We start from the raw sequence: 19,414 nt of genomic DNA, 5'->3' as shown, positions 1-19,414 counted from the left end.
AGGAGGTGCACCTGGGCCTGGCCGACCCCACCACCCCGACATTCAAAACCAAGGAAATCCTGCCAACTACTTGACGCGGGACAAACGTACACCTTTAACCGCTCCGTTTCGCTGATCTGACCGCGACGACCATCGCCTGCCATATTCCGTCTCCTCACCAATCGACCACCGGTGAGGTTCGAGACTCCGCGGGGTACCTCTTCGCGCTGACGAACGCGCGATCTTGTCACCTAGCGTATCGAATAGGTCTGACGAAATCCGGGCTGCTGAAGTGTACTGGGTTTCGTTCCCCTCGGTTGTGAGAATGTTGGCTCTCTGACCAGAGAGTGCGCGACACTCTGCTGAACGGTTGGCGGACCTTCGGAAGTGATCGATCTGTCGGAGTCGGCAACTCTCCCGCCGTGATCTTCACCGCTCTAATGCATCGAACGCCACTGCGTCAGCCTCGCGCAGCACCCGCGCACTTTCCTCGAGCAGCGCCTGCTCCTCTTCGGTGAGTTCGGGCCGCAGGATGCGGACCACGCCTTCGCGTCCGAGCACCGTCGGCATCCCGACGAAGGTGTCGAACTCCTCGAGGTAGCTGGCCACGGGCATGATCGCGTGGCTGTTGCCGACGATCGCCTCTGCAATATCCGCGACGACCGAGCCGATCCCGTGCTGGCTGGCACCGATGCCCTCGATGATCGAGATGTTCGAGTACTTCACCGATTCCCGGATCCGTTCCTGCACCTCGACGACATCCGCGCCTGATTCCACGAGGAGATCGAGCACCCGCCGGCCGCCCACCCGGGCCGACGACCACGCGTAGACCGCTGAAGTCCCGTGTTCGCCGAGAACCACCGCATCGACCTCGCTGGCCGGCACGCCGAGCTCCCGGCCGATCCAGTAGCGGAACCGCAGCGAATCGATCGTCGTGCCCGAGGACAGCACCGTCATCTCCGGGGCGATCCGCCGCGCGAGCGACGCCAGCGGGTCCGGCGGGTCGGTGACCACGAGCACCGTCGCCTTCGGGTCGACCTCGCTCAGCTGCCCGATCATGTCGATGTACGCCCGGGCGTTCGCCGGGATGAGCTTCCGTCGTCCCTCGTCATCATTCCGGTCCGTGGCCCCGCCGTCCTTCTCGTTGACTCCAGCGGTGATGATGACGAGGTCGGCACCGGCGAGGTCCGCATACGACCCCGCCCGCACCGTTGCCCGCGACTCCGCGGCAGCCGCGTAGGTGAAGTCTTCGGCCAGGCCGACGGCTCGCTTGTGCGTGCGGTTGACGATGATAATCTCCGGGTCGATCCCGGCAGGCGCGATGAGCGACGAGACGGTGGCCGCCGTGACGGCTCCCGCGCCGATGATGCCGATGCGTTTCATGTAGTGCTCCCTCGGTGGGGGACAGGACGGTTCCACCCTATTCCGGATCCGGCTCGTGCTCCCCGGGTGTCCATCGCCGACTCACCTGCACAGAACACGCGCCAACGGGCCTGCGCATTCCGCTCGACGCCCGGGCCTGCGAGAATCGGGTTCACGACCAGCATTGACAGCACACGAAGGGACATCGGCATGACCACCGAGGCGAACCCCGAACCCACATCCGCACCGAGAACCATCACCCAACGCGGTCTCTGGTTCGACGAGATGGAGGTCGGCACGGTCTACAAGCACGCGCCGGGCCGCACCATCACCGAGGCCGACAACACGTGGTTCACCGCGGTGACCATGAACACCCAGGCGCTGCACCTCGACTCCGCCTTCGCGGAGACGGAGCCGTTCGGCCAGCGTCTGGTCAACTCGATGTTCACGCTCGCCACCCTCGTCGGGCTCTCCGTCTCCCAGCTCACCCAGGGCACGATCGTCGGCAACCTCGGCTTCTCCGAGGTGGCCTTCCCCAAGCCCGTGTTCCACGGCGACACCCTCTACGCGGAGACGACGATCCTCGACAAGCGCGAATCGAAGTCCCGCCCTAACCAGGGCATCGTCACCCTCGAGCACATCGGCCGCAACCAGCACGGCGAGGTCGTCGCCAAGGCTGTCCGTCAGACCATGGTCTTCACCTCCGCCCACGACCCGCAGAACCCGGAGATCACCGCATGAGCCCCGTCGACTCCGCCGGCACCGGCACCAACCCTGACAATGCGACCACGACGCAGCCCGCCGGCTTCGACTTTGGGCCGGCCTGGCTCTTCGTCCCCGCCGACCGCCCCGATCGCTACGCCAAGGCAGCCGAGCGCGCCGACATCGTCATCATCGATCTCGAGGATGCCGTCGCCCCCGCGGACAAGGCCGCCGCCCGCCAGTCAGTCGCGGAGAACCTCCTCGACCCGGCCCGTACCGTCATCCGCATCAACCCGCGCGACACCGAGGAATTCGCCGCCGACCTCGATCTCCTCGCCACCCTGCCCTACACCCACGTCATGCTCCCCAAGGCGGAATCCGCCGCGGACTCCGCACCGCTGTCCGACTACCGCGTCATCGCCCTCATCGAGACCGCACGCGGTGCCATCAACCTCCCCGAGATCGCCGCTGCACCCGAGGTCGTCGGCCTCATGTGGGGCTCCGAGGACCTCATCGCCGACCTCGGCGGCGGCTCCTCCCGCCTGCCCTCCGGCGGCTACCGCGACGTCGCGCTCCATGTCCGCTCGCAGACCCTGCTCACCGGCCGCGCCCACGGCACCTGGGTGCTCGACTCGATCTGGGCCGATATCCACGACCTCGACGGCCTCGCCGCCGAGGCGACCGACGCGGTGGAGAGCGGCTTCGACGGCAAGGTCTCCATCCACCCCAAGCACATCCCCGTCGTCCGCGACGCCTACCGGCCCACCCCGGAGCAGCTCGCCTGGGCGCGCGCCGTGCTCGAACTCGCCGAGACCTCGGCCGGGGCCTTCAGCTACGAGGGCAAGATGATCGATGCCCCGCTGCTCAAGCACGCCGGCCACATCGTCGCCCGCGACCGCTGACGCGCAGCCGCCCAGGTGCTGGCCGTCACCAACCCGGGCCGGCCGGCGCCTTGGCATCGCACTACCTAACCGCCACCCCACCACCCGAGGCCCCACGGAATAATCGCCGGGCCGCGGGTGTCCTACACGGTATGCAGACTCTCACTCTGGCCGCCGGGTGCTTCTGGTGCCTCGACGCGGTCTACCGCCGCACTCGCGGCGTGACCGACGTGATCTCCGGATACACCGGGGGAGAGGTCGAGAACCCGGACTACTACTCCGTGTGCGCGGGCATCACCGGCCACGCCGAGGCCCTCCAGGTCACCTTCGACGAATCGATCGTCCCCGCCGAGGTCATCCTCGGCCAGTTCTTCACCGGCCACGACCCCACCTCACTCAACCGGCAGGGCCACGACGTCGGCACCCAGTACCGCTCCGCGATGTTCTACCGCGACGAGCACGAGCGGCAGATGTTCCAGACCGCGATCGACCAGGCGCAGAAGCTCTTCGACAAGCCCATCGTCACCACCCTCGAACCCCTGGGCACCTTCTACCCCGCGGAGGAGGTCCACCAGGACTTCTACTCGCGCAATCCGTACAACGGTTACTGCACGTACATCATCGACCCCAAGCTCGCCCGGGCCCGCGCCGGCTTCGCGGAGTGGATGTCGTGAAGCACTTCGAGGACCCCGTCCTGCAGGCCATGGCCTCCCGCCGCTCGGTGTCGAAGGTCGGCCCCACAACCCCCACCGACGCGGAGATCGCCGACCTCCTCGCCGCCGTCACCCCGGTGGCCGATCACAAGGCGCTGCGCCCCTGGCGGCTCCTGCTGCTGCGCGGCGACGACCGCCTGCGCCTGGGCGAGGCCCTCGACACCGCCTCCGGCACCGAGCGCACCCCCGGCGAGGTCAACCCCAAGCCGCTGCGCGCCGAACTCCTCATCGCCGTCATCGCCTCACCCACCGAGCACCCCAAGGTCCCCACGTGGGAGCAGCATGCCACCGCCGCCGGTGCCGCCCACCTCCTCGAGCTCGCGCTGTGGCAGGCCGGCTGGGGCGTCATGTGGCGCTCCGGCGTCCAGGCGAACGCCCCGGCCGTCCGCGCCCTCCACGGGCTCGCCGAGGACGAGCTCCTCATGGGGTGGCTCTACGTCGGCGACATCGACCCCGCCTTCCGCGAGAAGCTCGCCGCCTCCAACCGCCCGCCGCTCGACCCGGCCCCGTTCCTCGGCCGCCTTCCCGGCGCCGAGGGCGTGCCGGATCCAGGTGCCGAGGCCGAGGCTGCCCCGGGTCCCGCTGCCGACCCGGATCCCGCTGCCGCACCAGGCCTCGATGGCGGTGCGGCGCCGACCACCGGCCCGGACGCGCCCCCGGGCGCGACGCCGAGGTGACCCGCACCCGCCCGGACTCCGCCGTCGACGAGACGAAGCTCCCCACCGACATCTGGGTGCTCGTCGCCGGGGCGTTCATCGTCGCGATCGGCTACGGGATCATCGCGCCCGTCCTCCCGCAGTTCGCCGAATCCTTCGGGCTCGGGGTGACCGCCGCGACGATCGTGGTGAGCTCCTTCGCGTTCTTCCGGCTTGTGTCCGCACCCGCCGGCGGCAGGCTCGTCAACCGGTTGGGCGAACGGCCCGTCTACGTCACCGGCCTCCTCATCGTCGCCGCCTCGACCTTCGCCGTCGCCCTCGCCCAGACGTACTGGCAGCTCCTCCTCTTCCGTGCCCTCGGCGGGCTCGGCTCGACGATGTTCACCGTGTCCGCGATGGCGCTCATCATCCGCCTCGCCCCGCCCACCGCCCGGGCCCGCGCCGCCGGCCGCTACGCCACTGCCTTCCTGCTCGGCAACATCTTCGGCCCCGTCGTCGGCGGCCTCATGGCCGGGTGGGGGATGCGCGTGCCGTTCCTCGTCTACGCGGTCGCCCTCGTCATCGCCGCCGCCGTCGTGTACTTCCGGCTCGGCCGCAATGAGCGACTCCTCGCCGCCGAGGCCAAAGCAGCCGAGGAGCGGGCGGCCGAGGACGGGGACCCGGAGCCGGATCCCGCGAACGGGACTGCCGCCGGGGAGTCCCCCGAACCCGACACGGTCGAGCCCGACCGCTCGACCATGCGCTTCCGCGAGGCATGGCAGGACTCCGCCTACCGCGCCGCCCTCGTGTCCGTCCTCGCCCACGGCTGGACGTCCATGGGCATCCGGGTCGCGATCTACCCGCTCTTCGCCCTCCACGTCCTCGGCGCGGGAGCTGGGGTGTCCGGACTCGCGCTCACCGTGTTCGCCCTCGGCAACACCGTCGCCGTCGCCGCGGTGGGCCGCTGGGCCGACCGCCTGGGCCGCCGCCCGTTCATCCTCACCGGCCTGCTCATCATGGGCGTGAGCACGATCGCCCTCGGCTTCTCCGGCAGCGTCGCGGTGTTCTTCGTCCTGTCCGCGATCGCCGGGATCGGCGCCGGCCTGCTCAACCCGTCCCAGCAGGCCGTGGTCGCCGACGTCGTCGGACCCCACCGCGCCGGCGGCGTCGTCCTCTCGCGCTACCAGATGGCGATGGACACCGGGGCGATCTTCGGGCCGATCATCGCCGGCCTCCTCGCCGAATCCCTCGGCTACTCCGCAGCCTTCGCGGTGTCCGGCGCGGTGGTCCTCCTCGCGTTCGTCGTCTGGCTCTCCGGACGGGAGACGCTGCCGTCCCGCGAGGACGGGTCCCAGCCGGCCCAGCGGTAAGAGCCCACCGCCTCGCGCCCGGCCCGCGAGAGCGCACCGTTGTCGGCCGAGCTGCGGGAGCCACCGCCTCGCGCCCGGCCCGCGCTCACGTCTCGCGACACCACGCCGCCGGGTGGGGAAACCCCGACCCGGATCCGGGGAGAACCCTGAGCGCCCCCGCGCGCACCGACTCCTAGAATGAGGGGGACCTGCCTCCCGGACGAAGGACCTCCCCCTGTGAACCAGCTGACGTTCATCAGCCTGAAGAACCGGGCGCTCATCGCGCTGATCTCCGTGTGCGCGGTGGTCTTCGGCGTCATCGGGGCCGGCGCCCTCAAGCAGGAGCTCTTCCCCTCCTTCGAGCTCCCGCAGTCGTTCATCTCCGCCCAGTACGAGGGCGCCTCGCCCGAGGCCGTGGAATCCGAGGTCGTCGAACCCCTCGAAGCTGCGCTGGGCGGCGTCGAAGAGGTCGAGTCGGTGTCCTCGGTGTCCTCGACCGGGTCGGCCCAGATCACCGTCGAGACCGCCTACGGCACGAGCTCCGACGACATCGTCCGCTCCCTCCAGCGCGCCGTGTCCCAGGTCGAGTCCCAGCTGCCCGACGGGGTCGAGCCCACGGTGATGTCCGGTGGGCTCGACGACTTCCCGATCATCGTCTTCTCCGTCACCGGCGGGGAGGACACCGACCAGCTCGCCGCCGACCTCGAGGACATCGCGGTCCCGGAGCTGCGCGACATCGAGGGCGTCCGGCAGGTCGAGGTCGCTGGTGACCTCCCGCAGGAGGTCGCGATCACCGTCCGCGAGGACGACCTCGAGGACGAGGGCGTGTCCGTCGACCAGCTCGCCTCGATCCTCCAGGCCAACGGCGTGCCCACCTCGGCCGGTGCGCTCGAGACCGGCGAGGGGTCCGCCCCCGTGGAGATCGGCACCCGGATCCGCAGCGTCGAGGCGATCGCCGACATCGCTCTCGCCGGCCCCGACGGCCCCGTGCTCGTCCGCGACGTCGCTGACGTCGAGCTCCGCGACGAGGAGGCCACCTCGATCTCCCGCACGAACGGCGAGCCCTCGCTCACCCTCTCGGTGTCGAAGAAGCCGGACGCGAACACCGTGGAGATCTCCAACGCCGTGATCGCCGCGCTGCCGGAGATCACCGACACCATGGGCGGCGACGTCGAGTTCGTCACGGTGTTCGACCAGGCGCCGTTCATCGAGCAGTCCATCGAGGACCTCATGACCGAGGGTCTGCTGGGCCTCGTGTTCGCCGTCGTCGTCATCCTCGTCTTCCTCTTCAGCGTCCGCGCGACGATCATCACCGCGATCTCCATCCCCCTCTCGTTGCTCGTCACCCTCATCGGCCTGTGGCTGGGCGGGTACACGCTCAACATGCTCACCCTCGGAGCGCTGACGATCTCGATCGGCCGCGTCGTCGACGACTCGATCGTCGTCATCGAATCGATCCGCCGCCGCCACTCCCTGGGCGGCTCGAAGTTCTCCAACATCCTCGCCGCCGTCGGCGAGGTCGCCGGCGCCATCACCGCCTCGACCCTCACCGCGGTCGCCGTGTTCCTCCCGCTCGTCTTCGTCTCCGGGCAGACCGGCGAGCTGTTCCGGCCGTTCGCGATGACCGCGACGATCGCGCTGCTGAGCTCGCTGCTCGTCGCGCTCACCATCGTCCCCGTCCTCGCCTACTGGTTCCTCCGGGCCCGCGAGAGCCGGGTCAGGCTCACCCGGGAGCAGAAGGCCCGCGTGAAGTCCGACCGGAAGTCCGCGCTCGCGGAATGGAAGGCCGAGCGGAAGGCCGCCCGCTCCCGTGAGGTCGACGTCGAGAACCCGTCGGGTCGGCACTCGACGTCCGAGCTGCCCATCGTCGGCCCGCGGACCGACGACGAGGCCGCCGAGGTCGACGAGCTCGCGAGCCTCAAGGCGCCGGTCACCCGTCTGCAGAAGACGTACCTCCCGGTCATCGGGTTCACCACCCGGCACCCGGTGATCACCGTCGTCGCCTCGCTCCTCGTCCTCGTCGCGACCTTCGCGATGACCCCGCTGCTCAAGACCGAGCTGTTCGGCGACACCGGAGAGGACAGCGTCCAGGTCATGCAGACCTTCGAGCCGGGCACCGAGCTCGAACAGGCGGGCAGGGACGCCGAACCGGTCGAGCAGGTCATCGCCGACCACCCCGACGTCGAGTCCTACCAGCTCTCGATCGGCGGCGACCTCGCGTTCGGCGGCGGTGCGACGACCGGCAACTACTTCGTCAACATCGCCCCCGGCACCGACACCGGTGCGTTCGGCACCGAGCTCCAGGAGCAGCTCGACGAGCTCACCGATGTGGGCGACGTCGAGGTGCTCGCCGGCGGCACCATGCCCGGTGGCTCGACGATCGACGTCACCCTCACCGCGAACGACCCCGACGAGCTCTCCGCGGCCGCCGAATCCCTCACCGGTGAGCTCGACGGGCTGACCGAGGTGCAGACGGTGACCACCGACCTCGAAGCGGTGCAGCCGGTCATCGAGGTCGACATCGACCGCGAGGAGGCCGCGGACAACGGCCTGTCCGAGGCCGAGGTCGGCAGCATCGTGTCCCGTGCGATGCGCGGACAGCAGCTCGGCTCCGTCGTGCTCGACAACGTCACCCACCGCGTGCTCCTCTACGACGGCAGCATCGAATCCGTGCAGGAGCTGCGCGAGCTCGAGATCACCGTGCCGGCGTCCGCCGCCGCTGCTCCCGCTCCCGAGGCGCCCGGCCCGGGTGCCGGACCGGGCACCGGTCCCGGCGGCGGTGCCGGAGCCCCGGGTGCGCCCGCCGCCCCGGCGCCGGAGCCGGAGACCATTGAGCTCGACGAGATCGCCGACGTCAACGAGATCATGACCCCGCCGACGATCACCCACTCCGACGGCCTGCGCTCCGTCACCGTGAGCGTCACGCCCGCCGGGGACGACCTCGGCGCGGCGAGCACGGCCGTCACCCAGGGGATCGAGGACGCGGACCTGCCGGCCGCGGTGAGTGCGGACATCGGCGGTGCCACGGCGGAGCAGAACGAGTCGTTCCGCCAGCTCGGGCTGGCGATGCTCGCCGCCGTGCTCATCGTGTTCATCATCCTCGTCGCGACCTTCAAGTCGCTGCTGCAGCCGGTCATCCTGCTCGTGTCGATCCCCTTCGCCGCGACCGGCTCGATCGGCCTGCTGCTGCTGACCGACACCCCGCTGGGCCTGACCGCGATGATCGGTCTGCTCATGCTCATCGGCATCGTCGTGACGAACGCGATCGTGCTCATCGACCTCATCAACCACTTCCGGGCGCGCGGGGTGCCGCTGCGCACGGCGGTGGTGCACGGCTCGCGGCTGCGCTATCGGCCGATCCTCATGACCGCGGCGGCGACGATCTTCGCGCTCGTCCCGATGGCGCTCGGACTCACCGGCGGCGGGGTGTTCATCTCCAAGCCGCTGGCGATCACCGTGATCGGCGGGCTCGTGAGCTCGACCCTGCTCACCCTCATCCTCGTGCCCGTGCTCTACCAGCTGCTCGAGGGCGTCAAGGAGCGCCGGTCGGAGAAGCGGGCGATCCGCGACCTCACCCGCGGGCAGGTCATCGACGAGGCCGAGGCCGCCGAGGACGCCCGCCGCGAGCAGGCGCGCTCCGAGCGGATCCGCGCCGAGGCCGCCGCGAGCGGGGACCGTGAGAGCGCCGGCAGCGGGAGCGCCGACAGCGCGAACGGTGACGCGGGCGGGACCGACTCGGCTGAGCCGGGTCCCGCCGCTGAACGGTGACGCGGATGGATGAGCGCCTCGGGCGGCCGCGCTGGGGGTGGGAGCTCACGCTCGTCGCCGCGCTCGCCCTCGGCCAGTCGGCGGTGTACGCGCTCGTCCGGCTCATCGACATCTCCACCCGCGGACCGCTCACCGAGGCCCAGGCCCGGCTCAACGTCGAGGCATCCCCGCGGCCGTGGTTCGACCTCGTGTACCAGCTCCTCGGCATCGGGTTCGCGCTCGTGCCGGTGCTCCTCGTCCTGTTCCTCCTCAACCGCGACCGGGTGTGGGCGGCCACCGGTGCCGACCTCGGCGGCGGGCCAGTTGCCCTGCGGGGGCTCGGCTTCCGAGGGAGCCGGAAGGCGGACGCCGTGCGCGGTGAAGGCGCGGCGGACATCCGGCCGGCGACCACCCGCATGGGATTCGATCTGCGGCGTCCCGGCTGGGACCTCGGGACGGGCACTGCGCTGTTCCTCGTCATCGGGATCGGCACCCTCGGCGTGTACGCGGCCGGCCGGGCGGCCGGGCTGACCGCGGAGATCCTCCCGAACAACCTCTCCGCCTACTGGTGGACGGTGCCGGTGCTCCTGCTGTCGGCGGCGAAGAACGGGATCCTCGAGGAGGTGCTCCTCCTGGGCTACGGCGTCGACCGGCTCGAGAAGCTGCGCGTGCGCCCGTGGACGATCATCGTCGGCCTCGCGCTGTTCCGCGCCTCCTACCACCTGTACCAGGGGGTGGGGCCGTTCGTCGGGAACGTCCTCATGGGGCTGCTGTTCGGCTGGCTCTACCTGCGGTGGCGGCGTGTCATGCCGTTCGTCGTCGCCCACACCCTCATCGACGCCGTGGGCTTCCTCGCGCCGGGCATCCTCGCCGCCGTCGACCCGCTCTGAGAGCGCCGGCCGCTCAGAGGGTGATGGGGCCCCGGGGGGTCTCGAAGGTCACCGACATCAGCCCCGGGGTGCCGTGCGGGGCGGTCCAGGCGATGCTGATCTCCGGGATCGGCTTGGGCTCGTCGGTTCCCAGCCACTCGCGCAGCCGGTCGCGGTCGCCGGCGATCTCGAGTGCGGAGATCGTCACGCCGGACTCCGCGCCACGCGCCGAGGGGTGCTGGGTTGCGGGGGAGAGCCAGTGGATGAAGAACGGCAGCTGAGGGTCGGCGATGAGGCCCTTGACGCCGATCTGCTTCCACAGCAGCTCGACCCCGTCGTCGGGGGTGCGGTTGCCGTCGACGGCCTTGCGCTCGAGGCGGTCCTCGACGGAGCCGAGGTCGTCCACGGAGACGCACCAGCCCATCCAGCCGCCGCCGAGCTCGCTGCGGGCGCGCACGGCCTGCCCGAACGGGGTGCTCAGCGCGGCGGGGTGCTCGAGGGCTTCGACGACCTCGAGGTAGTGCCCGTCGGCGAGCGGGAAGATGAGGTTGCGGGTGCCGAACCGCGGGTGGACGCCGCCGTCGTACGGTTCGATCCCGAGCTTCTCGGAGATCCGGGCCGCGGTGGCCTGCAGACCGTCGTGTTCGCTGGCGAAGGAGACGTGATCGAGATGCATGCCACGAGAATCCCATATCGCCGCCGCGTCTGTGAGTTAGGTCACCCTAACTTGCTTTCTGTGGCGCGCGTCACTCTCTCGTGCGCGCCCGGCCGAGCACCTGCGCCCGGCTGATCCCTGAATACGACTGAGGTGTCGATCCAGTGCGGATTCCCGTGCGGAACCGTACTGGATCGACACCTCAGCGGAGGAGCGGGAGCGCGGCAGGCGCCCGGCCGGAAACCCGACTCGACTCGCCGCTGCGCGCGGGGAGCTCAGCTCACTCGACGTCGCGGCCCTGGCGGCCTTCGCGGTCGTCGGGCTCGGAGGGCTCGCCGGCGGCCTGGAAGCGCTCGAGCGAGGCCTTGACCTCTGCCTCGGCCTCCTCGCGGCCCACCCAGTTCGAGCCCTTGACGAACTTGTTCGGCTCGAGGTCCTTGTAGTGGACGAAGAAGTGCTCGATCGCGTCGCGGGTGAAGGAGTCGACGTCGTCGATGTCCTGGATCGCGTCCCAGCGGGGATCGCCGGCGACCACGGCGAGGACCTTGTCGTCGCCCCCGGCCTCGTCGGTCATCTTGAACATGCCGATCGGGCGGACGTCCACGCCGCAGCCGGGGAACACCGATTCGGTGAGCAGCACCATGACGTCGAGCGGGTCGCCGTCGAGGCCGAGGGTGTCCTCGAAGTACCCGTAATCCGTGGGGTAGGCCATCGAGGTGTAGAGGTAGCGGTCGAGCTTGACGTGACCGGTCTCGTGGTCGACCTCGTACTTGTTGCGCGAACCCTTGGGGATTTCGACGGTGGCGAGCAGTTCCATGCGGACTCCTAGAAATGATGTGCGAACGGGGTGCACGACGTGCTGTGTGCGGCGCCACGAGCATTGTGCGACTCCACTAGCATAATGAAGGGCGAGCCGCGGCCCGCAATCGGTCCATGCGCCGCGCACCGCGTCATCACAGCGGCGCAGGGCCGGTACCGCTCCCCGAGGTGCCCGCCGGGACCGCCCGGCCCGCACCACCGCACAGCGCACCACTGCACACGACAGGACAGGACGGTCACGTGGAGGACACCCGAGGCAGCCGCCGCGACGCCCGGCGCCGCGACCGGCGCCGTTCGCGTGCCCTGCCGCTCACCGCCGGCGCGCTCGCCCTGGCGCTCGTGGGCTACGGGACCGCCGACGCCTTCGACGTCGCTCCCGGAATCCTCACCCTCGACCCGCCGATCACCGTCCAGGCGCTGCCGCAGCCCCGGGCTGCCGCGGTCCCCGCCGAACCGGTGAGCCCTCTGCCGGAGTCCGCCCCGATCCCGCAGGACCTCGCCTCGCGCATCGATCCGATCCTCGACCAGGACGGGATGACCGGCGGGCTGAGCATCGACATCCGCGACGCGATGACCGACGAGGTGCTCTACACGGCGGACGAGAACAGCGCCAAGACCCCGGCCTCCGTCACCAAGGTCCTCACCGCGGCCGCCGCGCTCGGCACGATCGGCGCCGACACCCGCTTCCGCACCGAGACCCGCCTCTCCGGCCAGTCCGACGCCGGCGCCACCGTGCACCTCGTGGGCGGGGGAGACGTGCTGCTGGGCACCGGGGAGTCGAAGCCCGACGGCGTCATGGGCCACGCCGGGCTCGGCACGCTCGCCGCGGACACCGCCGCCGCCCTCAGCGAGGCCGGTATCGACACCGTCACCGTCGCCGCCGACCTCTCCCGCTACTCCGGGCCCGCGTTCAACCCCGGCTGGGACCGCGCGGACATCGGCAACGGCTACATCTCACCCATCGAACCCCTCATGACCGATTCCGGGCTCACCTCCACCCAGCGCGGCACCCCCCGCCAGGAGGACCCGGCGCAGGTCGCGCTCGACGCCTTCGCCGCAGCCCTCGAAGGCCATGGCATCGCCGTCGACACCGCCGCACCCGCTCCTGCACCCGAGGGCGCCACGGACCTCGCGTTCGTCGAGTCCGCGCCCGTCGCCGGGGTGGTGCGCCACCTCATGCTCGCCAGCGACAACGTCGTGTCCGAGGCGATCGGCCGGGAGGTCGCGCTCGCCCTCGGCCGCCCCGGGGCCGCCGCCGAGGCGCCCGCCGCGGTCATCGACGCGCTCGCCGCCCAGCAGCTCGACACCGGCTCGATCGAGCTCTCCGACACCTCCGGACTCGACTACGCGAACCGGATCTCCGCGCACGACCTCACGACGATCCTCCAGGAGGCCGCCTCCACCGACGGCGACCTCTCCCTCCTCCTGCCGAGCATGCCGGTGGGCGGACTGTCCGGCACCCTGTTCGACCGCTACCTCGACGAGGACACCCGGGACGCCGCCGGGAAGGTGTCGGCGAAGACCGGCACCCTGCGCACCGTGACCTCGCTCGCCGGCTCCGTGCTCACCGCCGACGGCCGGCTCATCGTGTTCTCGATCCTCGCCGACGACCTCGACCCCGGCACCGCCGGCCGCGCCCGGCAGGTCGTCGACGAGGCGGTCACCGCGATCGCCGACTGCGGGTGCCCGTGAACCTCATCTCCGTCCCCGCCGTCACCGCTGCCGCCCGCGAGCTCATGCCGCCCGGCGCGCTGCCGGACCCCGCCGAGGCGCGCGCCCTCGTCCACGACCTCCGCGAGGCGGCCGAGACCTCGACCGACCTCGTCCTCGACGCGATGCGCCTGGCGCCCGCGGTGGAGGACGCCGCCCGGGCGCGCCTGGCCGCCGGGGAGACCCGCGTGGTCGACCGGCTCGGCTGGGTGCAGGCCAACGCGGAGACCTTCGCGAGCCTTCTCTCCGGCGCGCAGCCGGGCGAGTCCGGCGGGGCGCGGGAGCGCGGCACGGCGCACGGAGGAGTGCCCACGCCGGGCGGCACCGCCGGGACCGGACCCAGCGGCTCGCGTGGAACCGGGCCCGAGGGTTCGCGCGGGACCGTGCCCCAGGGTTCGCGCGGGACCGTGCCCCAGGGTTCGCGCGGCCCCGGCATGCTCCGGCGGCTGCGGGACCGCTCGGCGCGCACTACGGCCTCGGTGGAGCTCGGCGGGGCGCTCGCGCTCGTCGGCTCCCGGGTGCTCGGCCAGTTCGACCCCTTCGCCGGGGAAGCCGGGGTGCTCTACCTCGTCGCCCCGAGCGTGTGGGAGGTCGAGCACGCCCTCGACGTCCCGCCGCGCGACTTCCGGCTCTGGGTCGCCCTCCACGAGCGCACCCACCACGTCCAGTTCGCCGCCGCGCCCTGGCTCGCCGATCACCTGCGCTCCCGGATCGACGGACTGCTGAACCCGCTGCTCGGCGCCGAGGCCGGCGACGAGTTCCTCGACAGCCTGCGCGCCCTGCCCGATGCGCTGCGCGAGGGCGAGAGCCTCCTCGATGCGGTCGTCGGACCGGAGCAGGCCGCCGCGGTCGAGGAGATCGGCGCCCTCATGAGCCTCCTCGAAGGCCACGCCGACGTCCTCATGGACACCGTCGGCCGGAAGGTCATCCCGCGCGTGGGCCGGATCCGCCGGGCCTTCGACGCGCGGAGGCGTTCGGCCACCGGGATCCGCGCGATCGTCTCCACGCTGCTCGGCATCGACGAGAAGATCGCCCAGTACGCCCGCGGTGCCGCGTTCGTCCGCGCCGTCGTCCGCGATCGCGGCCACGACGGGCTCGCCGCCGTGTGGGAGGCCCCCGAGCTCCTGCCGAGCGCGGCGGAGATCGCCGAGCCCGCACTCTGGCTCGCCCGCGTGCCCCGCCCCGGCGACGCCTGAGGCTGCTCCGATGGCAGGACCACGGCCGAGGCGGCGGCGATGACGGGACCGGCAGGATGACCGGGTCGGCAGGAAGTCGACTGCCGCGCCTGGACAGGGCCACCGCGGAGATCCGCAACGCGGTGCGCGCCCTGCTCGCCGAGGCGCCCGCCGACTCACCGGACCACCCCGCCGTCGCGGCCCCGGCCCCGCAGCACGGGCAAGAGCCCGCGCCGCGGCCCGCGCCGGAGTTCGTCCTCGCGGTGTCCGGGGGAGCGGACTCGATGGCGCTCGCCGCCGCCTGCGCCCACCTCGGCACCCGCCCGGATCCGGGACCGAGCCTCCCCTCAGGAGCTGGCACCGCTGTCGGCACCCGCCCGGACCTGGCACAGAACTCCGCACCAGCAGCACCCGCTCCCCGCTTCCACGCCGTCGTCGTCGACCATGGCCTCCAGGACGGCTCCGCCGCGACCGCCGCCGCAGTCGTCGAGCGCCTCACCGGCCTCGGCCTGTCCGCCGAGTCCGTGCGCGTCGCCGTCGACCCCGCTCACGGCGGCATCGAGGCCGCCGCCCGCACCGCCCGCTACACCGCCTTCGAACGCATCCGCACCAGCCGCGGAGCGGCGGCGATCCTCACCGGGCACACCCGCGACGACCAGGCCGAGACCGTGCTCCTCGGGCTGCTGCGCGGCTCCGGCGCCCGGTCCCTGGCCGGCATGCGGCCCCGCTCCGGGCACCTGTGGCGGCCGCTCCTCGACGTCACCCGCGCACAGACACAGGCCTCCTGCGCCGCCTCCGGCATCCCCGTATGGGAGGACCCGATGAACGCCGACCCCCGGTTCGCGCGGGTCCGCGCCCGGACCCGCGTCCTGCCCGTGCTCGAGGCCGAACTCGGCCCCGGCGCCGCCCGCGCGCTCGCCCGCACCGCCGCCCTCCTCGCCGCCGACTCCGACGCCCTCGAGGCGCAGGCGGCGGCCGCCCGCCCGGCCCATACCTCGGGCCCGGAGGTGCACGCGAGCGCTGCCGGACTCCCGCAGGCGGTGCGCACCCGGGTGCTGCGCGACTGGCTGCGCGAGCACGCCGGCACCGCGCAGGAGGTCGGCGCCCACCACGTCGAGGCGGTCGACGATCTGCTCACCGGGCGGCGCCGCGGCGCGGTCTCGGTGCCCGGCGCCGCAGAGGTGCGGCGGGCTGCCGGCGGAGGGCTGATCTTCACCCCGCTCGGCCCGCCGGCCCCCACCGGTTCTGGGATACGCTGAGACCGGACCCCGAGCATCGCGCACAGCACCGAGGAGCTGACACAGTGGATCAGAACGACCTGGGCACCGACATCGAGAAGGTGCTGGTGACCGAAGCGCAGATCGCGCACCGCCTCACCGAGATGGCCTCCGACATCGACCGCGACTACCAGGGCAGGGACGTGCTCCTCGTCGGCGTGCTCAAGGGTGCCGTCATGGTCATGGCCGACCTCGCCCGCGCACTCCACTCCCCGGTCCGGATGGACTGGATGGCCGTGTCCTCCTACGGCTCGGGCACCAAGTCCTCCGGCGTCGTGCGGATCCTCAAGGACCTCGACACCGACCTCAAGGACCAGCACGTGCTCATCGTCGAGGACATCATCGACTCCGGCCTCACCCTGTCGTGGCTGCTGTCCAACCTCCGCTCCCGCGGCGCGGCCTCGGTGGAGATCTGCACGCTGCTGCGCAAGCCGGAGGCCGTCAAGGTCGAGCTCGACGTGCGCTACGTGGGCTTCGACGTGCCCAACGAGTTCGTCATCGGCTACGGCCTCGACTACGCCGAGCGCTACCGCAACGTCCCCTTCGTCGCGACGCTCGCCCCGCACGTCTACCAGTGACCCGCCGCGGCCGCGAGCCGCGGCACGAGGCCGAGGCGCGAGGCCGAGGCGCGGGCGCCTCGGCACCGGTGGCCCACCGGCGCTGCGGTCCGCTGCCACCTGGCGGCTCCAGCCCTTCCGCTCCGTCACAGGGATTCCCAACCCACTCGGGTAGGCTGACCGTGCTCCGAACCGATCCGTCTGCCTGAGAGGACCCATGGCCGAGACCAAGAAGAGCGGCACCGACGTCAAGAAGCTGGCGCGCGGGCCGCTGATATGGATCATCCTGGCCATCATCATCGTGTCCTTCGGCACCATGCTGCTGTCCGGTGGCGGGTTCCAGCGGATCGACACCGATCAGGGGCTCAAGCTGCTCTCCGACGGCAAGGTCGAGCAGGCGAAGATCGTCGACAACGACCAGCGCGTCGACCTCGTTCTCACCGAGGACTTCACCGTCGACGACCGCGAGTACGGCACGCAGGTGCAGTTCTACTACGTCGAACCCCGCGGCGAGGCCGTCGTCGAAGCCGTGGAGCAGGCCGCCCCGGAGCAGGGCTACACCGACGAGGTGCCCCGCCAGTCGTGGCTCACCACCCTGCTGCTCAACATCGTCCCCTTCATCATCATCATCGCGATCTTCTGGTTCCTCCTGTCCCAGATGGGCGGCGGCGGCAAGATCATGAGCTTCGGGAAGTCCCGCGCCAAGCTCGTCAACAAGGAGAACCCGGACGTCACCTTCGCCGACGTCGCCGGCGTCGACGAGGCCCTCGAGGAGCTCGAGGAGATCAAGGAGTTCCTCGCCGAGCCGAAGAAGTTCCAGGACGTCGGGGCGAAGATCCCCAAGGGCGTCCTCCTCTACGGCTCCCCGGGCACCGGCAAGACCCTGCTCGCGCGCGCCGTCGCCGGCGAGGCCGGGGTCCCGTTCTACTCGATCTCCGGCTCCGACTTCGTCGAGATGTACGTCGGTGTGGGCGCCTCCCGCGTGCGCGACCTGTTCGAGCAGGCGAAGAACAACTCGCCGTGCATCATCTTCATCGACGAGATCGACGCCGTCGGCCGCCAGCGCGGCGCCGGCATGGGCGGCGGGCACGACGAGCGCGAGCAGACCCTCAACCAGCTCCTCGTCGAGATGGACGGCTTCGACGCGACGAGCAACGTCATCCTCATCGCCGCGACCAACCGCCCCGACGTCCTCGACCCCGCGCTGCTGCGCCCGGGCCGCTTCGACCGCCAGATCTCCGTCGAGGCCCCGGACATGAAGGGCCGCCAGCACATCCTCGAGGTCCACTCCCGCGGCAAGCCGCTGGCCCCCGACGTCGACCTCGCGATGGTCGCCAAGCGCACGCCCGGGTTCTCCGGCGCGGACCTGGCCAACGTCCTCAACGAGGCCGCGCTGCTCACCGCGCGGATGAACAGGACCGTCATCGACAAGTACGCCGTCGACGAGGCGATCGACCGCGTCATCGCCGGCCCGCAGAAGCGCACCCGGCTGATGAACGACAAGGAGCGGCTCGTCACCGCCTACCACGAGGGCGGGCACGCGCTCGTCGCCGCGGCGATGAACCAGACCGACCCCGTCACCAAGGTCACGATCCTGCCGCGCGGCCGGGCCCTGGGCTACACCATGGTCATGCCGACGGAGGACAAGTACTCGACCACCCGCAACGAGCTGCTCGACCAGCTCGCCTACGCGATGGGCGGCCGGGTGGCCGAGGAGATCGTCTTCCACGACCCCACCACCGGGGCGAGCAACGACATCGAGAAGGCGACCGGGATCGCGCGGAAGATGGTCACGCAGTACGGCATGAGCGAGAAGGTCGGCATGGTCAAGGTCGGCGAGGACAACTCCGAGCCGTTCGCCGGCAAGGGCTACGGCCACGGCATCGACTACTCCGAGGACACCATCGGGGTCATCGACTCCGAGGTCCGCAGCCTCATCGACGAAGCCCACGCCGACGCCTACTGGGCGCTGACGACCAACCGCGACGTCCTCGACGCGCTCGCCCACGAGCTGCTCGAGAAGGAGACGCTCGACCAGCACGAGCTCGCCGCGATCTTCGCCCCCGTCACCAAGCGCCCCGTGCGCGAGGTGTGGCTCGCCAACGACGACCGCCCGGTGTCCGAGCGCGGCCCCATCCCGATCCCGGAGCGCCGCCTCAACCCCTTCGAGCCCGAGGTCATGGCCGGCGGCTCGCACGCGCCGGGTGCCGGAAGCCCGGGTGCCGGTGGCTCGCACGCGCCCGGTTCCGGTCCCGAGGGGCCGGGCGCCCCCGGTGCCGGCGGGCAGCCGCCGGTGCAGCCGGGCCCGACCCCGCCGGACGCCGGCCCGCAGCCCCCGCACGAGGGCCACGGCGGCGTGCCCCCGCAGGGCCCGACTCAGCCCCCGGAGAGCGGACCCCAGGGCCCGGTGCACTGACATGGTCGACCAGCCGCGCATCGAGGCCGCCGTGAGGGAGATCCTCGCCGCGATCGGCGAGGATCCCGACCGCGACGGCCTCAAGGGCACACCGGCCCGCGTCGCCCGCGCCTACGAGGAGATCTTCTCCGGCCTCGGCCGCGACGCCGCCGAGGTGCTCGGCGTGCACTTCGACGTCGGCTACGACGAGATGGTGCTCGTCCGCAACATCGAGATGTACTCCACCTGCGAGCACCACCTCGTGCCCTTCCACGGTGTGGCCCACATCGGCTACATCCCCGGCACCGACGGGTACGTCACCGGGCTGTCCAAGCTCGCCCGGCTCGTCGACATCTACGCCCGCCGCCCGCAGGTGCAGGAGCGGCTCACCGCGCAGATCGCCGACGCGATGGTCACCCACCTCAACCCCGCCGGTGTCATCGTCGTCGTCGAGGCCGAGCACCTGTGCATGTCGATGCGCGGCGTGCAGCGCCCCGGCGCCTCGACGATCACCTCCGCGGTGCGCGGCCAGCTGCGCGACGGGGCCTCCCGCGCCGAGGCCATGAGCCTGATCCTGGGGAAGTGAGCC

Annotated in this window: 16 protein-coding genes; 13 read left to right on the top strand and 3 right to left on the bottom strand. The window is 71.4% G+C overall.

Features of this window, described 5'->3' with window-relative positions; translation table 11 throughout:
* Positions 1 to 408: 408 nt before the first annotated feature.
* Positions 409 to 1,362, bottom strand: coding sequence for a malate dehydrogenase (locus tag ABD883_RS04265; RefSeq protein ID WP_345030126.1), 954 nt, complete (start codon positions 1,360 to 1,362; stop codon positions 409 to 411).
* Positions 1,363 to 1,551: 189 nt separating this feature from the next.
* Here ABD883_RS04265 and ABD883_RS04260 point away from each other — a divergent pair, with 189 nt between their 5' ends.
* The 7 genes from ABD883_RS04260 (at position 1,552) to ABD883_RS04230 (ending at position 10,258) form a co-directional block, all read left to right on the top strand.
* The gene (locus ABD883_RS04260) at positions 1,552 to 2,082 is read left to right on the top strand and encodes a MaoC family dehydratase (protein ID WP_345030124.1); all 531 of its coding nucleotides are present in this window, start codon (positions 1,552 to 1,554) and stop codon (positions 2,080 to 2,082) included.
* Positions 2,079 to 2,945 carry an HpcH/HpaI aldolase/citrate lyase family protein gene (locus tag ABD883_RS04255; protein WP_345030121.1) on the top strand — a complete coding sequence of 289 codons (867 nt, stop codon included), beginning with the start codon at positions 2,079 to 2,081 and terminating at the stop codon, positions 2,943 to 2,945. Before ABD883_RS04260 ends, ABD883_RS04255 begins: the two co-directional genes overlap by 4 nt.
* Before the next feature lie 131 nt (positions 2,946 to 3,076).
* Complete coding sequence (gene msrA, locus ABD883_RS04250) at positions 3,077 to 3,598, top strand: peptide-methionine (S)-S-oxide reductase MsrA (protein WP_345030118.1); 522 nt, start codon at positions 3,077 to 3,079, stop codon at positions 3,596 to 3,598.
* Entirely contained in the window at positions 3,595 to 4,314 is a 720-nt protein-coding gene (locus ABD883_RS04245) for a nitroreductase family protein (RefSeq protein WP_345030115.1), read from the top strand. Before msrA ends, ABD883_RS04245 begins: the two co-directional genes overlap by 4 nt.
* Positions 4,311 to 5,642 carry an MFS transporter gene (locus ABD883_RS04240; RefSeq protein ID WP_345030112.1) on the top strand — a complete coding sequence of 444 codons (1,332 nt, stop codon included), beginning with the start codon at positions 4,311 to 4,313 and terminating at the stop codon, positions 5,640 to 5,642. The genes ABD883_RS04245 and ABD883_RS04240 overlap by 4 nt, the downstream gene beginning before the upstream one ends.
* A 216-nt stretch (positions 5,643 to 5,858) precedes the next feature.
* Positions 5,859 to 9,389: an efflux RND transporter permease subunit gene (locus ABD883_RS04235; RefSeq protein WP_345030109.1), complete on the top strand. Its 3,531-nt coding sequence runs from the start codon at positions 5,859 to 5,861 to the stop codon at positions 9,387 to 9,389.
* A gap of 5 nt (positions 9,390 to 9,394) precedes the next feature.
* Positions 9,395 to 10,258, top strand: a complete 864-nt coding sequence (locus ABD883_RS04230) for a CPBP family intramembrane glutamic endopeptidase (RefSeq protein ID WP_345030106.1) — start codon at positions 9,395 to 9,397, stop codon at positions 10,256 to 10,258.
* Between the two features lie 13 nt (positions 10,259 to 10,271).
* Here ABD883_RS04230 and ABD883_RS04225 read toward each other — a convergent pair whose 3' ends face one another.
* Positions 10,272 to 10,913 carry a VOC family protein gene (locus ABD883_RS04225; protein ID WP_345030103.1) on the bottom strand — a complete coding sequence of 214 codons (642 nt, stop codon included), beginning with the start codon at positions 10,911 to 10,913 and terminating at the stop codon, positions 10,272 to 10,274.
* 259 nt (positions 10,914 to 11,172) lie between these two features.
* Positions 11,173 to 11,709 carry an inorganic diphosphatase gene (locus ABD883_RS04220; RefSeq protein WP_137318066.1) on the bottom strand — a complete coding sequence of 179 codons (537 nt, stop codon included), beginning with the start codon at positions 11,707 to 11,709 and terminating at the stop codon, positions 11,173 to 11,175.
* 242 nt (positions 11,710 to 11,951) lie between these two features.
* Between ABD883_RS04220 and dacB the strand changes: the two genes are divergently transcribed.
* From dacB to folE, 6 genes are all read left to right on the top strand, one after another.
* Positions 11,952 to 13,403, top strand: a complete 1,452-nt coding sequence (gene dacB / locus ABD883_RS04215) for a D-alanyl-D-alanine carboxypeptidase/D-alanyl-D-alanine endopeptidase (protein WP_345030099.1) — start codon at positions 11,952 to 11,954, stop codon at positions 13,401 to 13,403.
* Complete coding sequence (locus ABD883_RS04210; protein WP_345030096.1) at positions 13,400 to 14,617, top strand: zinc-dependent metalloprotease; 1,218 nt, start codon at positions 13,400 to 13,402, stop codon at positions 14,615 to 14,617. The genes dacB and ABD883_RS04210 overlap by 4 nt, the downstream gene beginning before the upstream one ends.
* Before the next feature lie 56 nt (positions 14,618 to 14,673).
* Positions 14,674 to 15,855 (top strand): tRNA lysidine(34) synthetase TilS, encoded by a 1,182-nt coding sequence (gene tilS / locus ABD883_RS04205; protein ID WP_345030093.1) that lies wholly within the window; start codon positions 14,674 to 14,676, stop codon positions 15,853 to 15,855.
* Positions 15,856 to 15,899: 44 nt separating this feature from the next.
* On the top strand, positions 15,900 to 16,451 hold the full coding sequence (hpt, locus tag ABD883_RS04200) for a hypoxanthine phosphoribosyltransferase (RefSeq protein WP_247618241.1): 552 nt from the start codon (positions 15,900 to 15,902) through the stop codon (positions 16,449 to 16,451).
* A 196-nt stretch (positions 16,452 to 16,647) separates the two neighbouring features.
* The gene (ftsH, locus tag ABD883_RS04195; RefSeq protein ID WP_345030090.1) at positions 16,648 to 18,846 is read left to right on the top strand and encodes an ATP-dependent zinc metalloprotease FtsH; all 2,199 of its coding nucleotides are present in this window, start codon (positions 16,648 to 16,650) and stop codon (positions 18,844 to 18,846) included.
* A gap of 1 nt (position 18,847) precedes the next feature.
* On the top strand, positions 18,848 to 19,411 hold the full coding sequence (gene folE, locus ABD883_RS04190; protein ID WP_265809142.1) for a GTP cyclohydrolase I FolE: 564 nt from the start codon (positions 18,848 to 18,850) through the stop codon (positions 19,409 to 19,411).
* Positions 19,412 to 19,414 lie beyond the last annotated feature (3 nt).

This window comes from Brevibacterium pityocampae (assembly GCF_039541555.1).
Classification (GTDB): domain Bacteria; phylum Actinomycetota; class Actinomycetes; order Actinomycetales; family Brevibacteriaceae; genus Brevibacterium; species Brevibacterium pityocampae.
The sequence above is the reverse complement of the archived record's forward strand: the minus strand, read 5'-3'. Positions and strand labels throughout refer to the sequence as shown.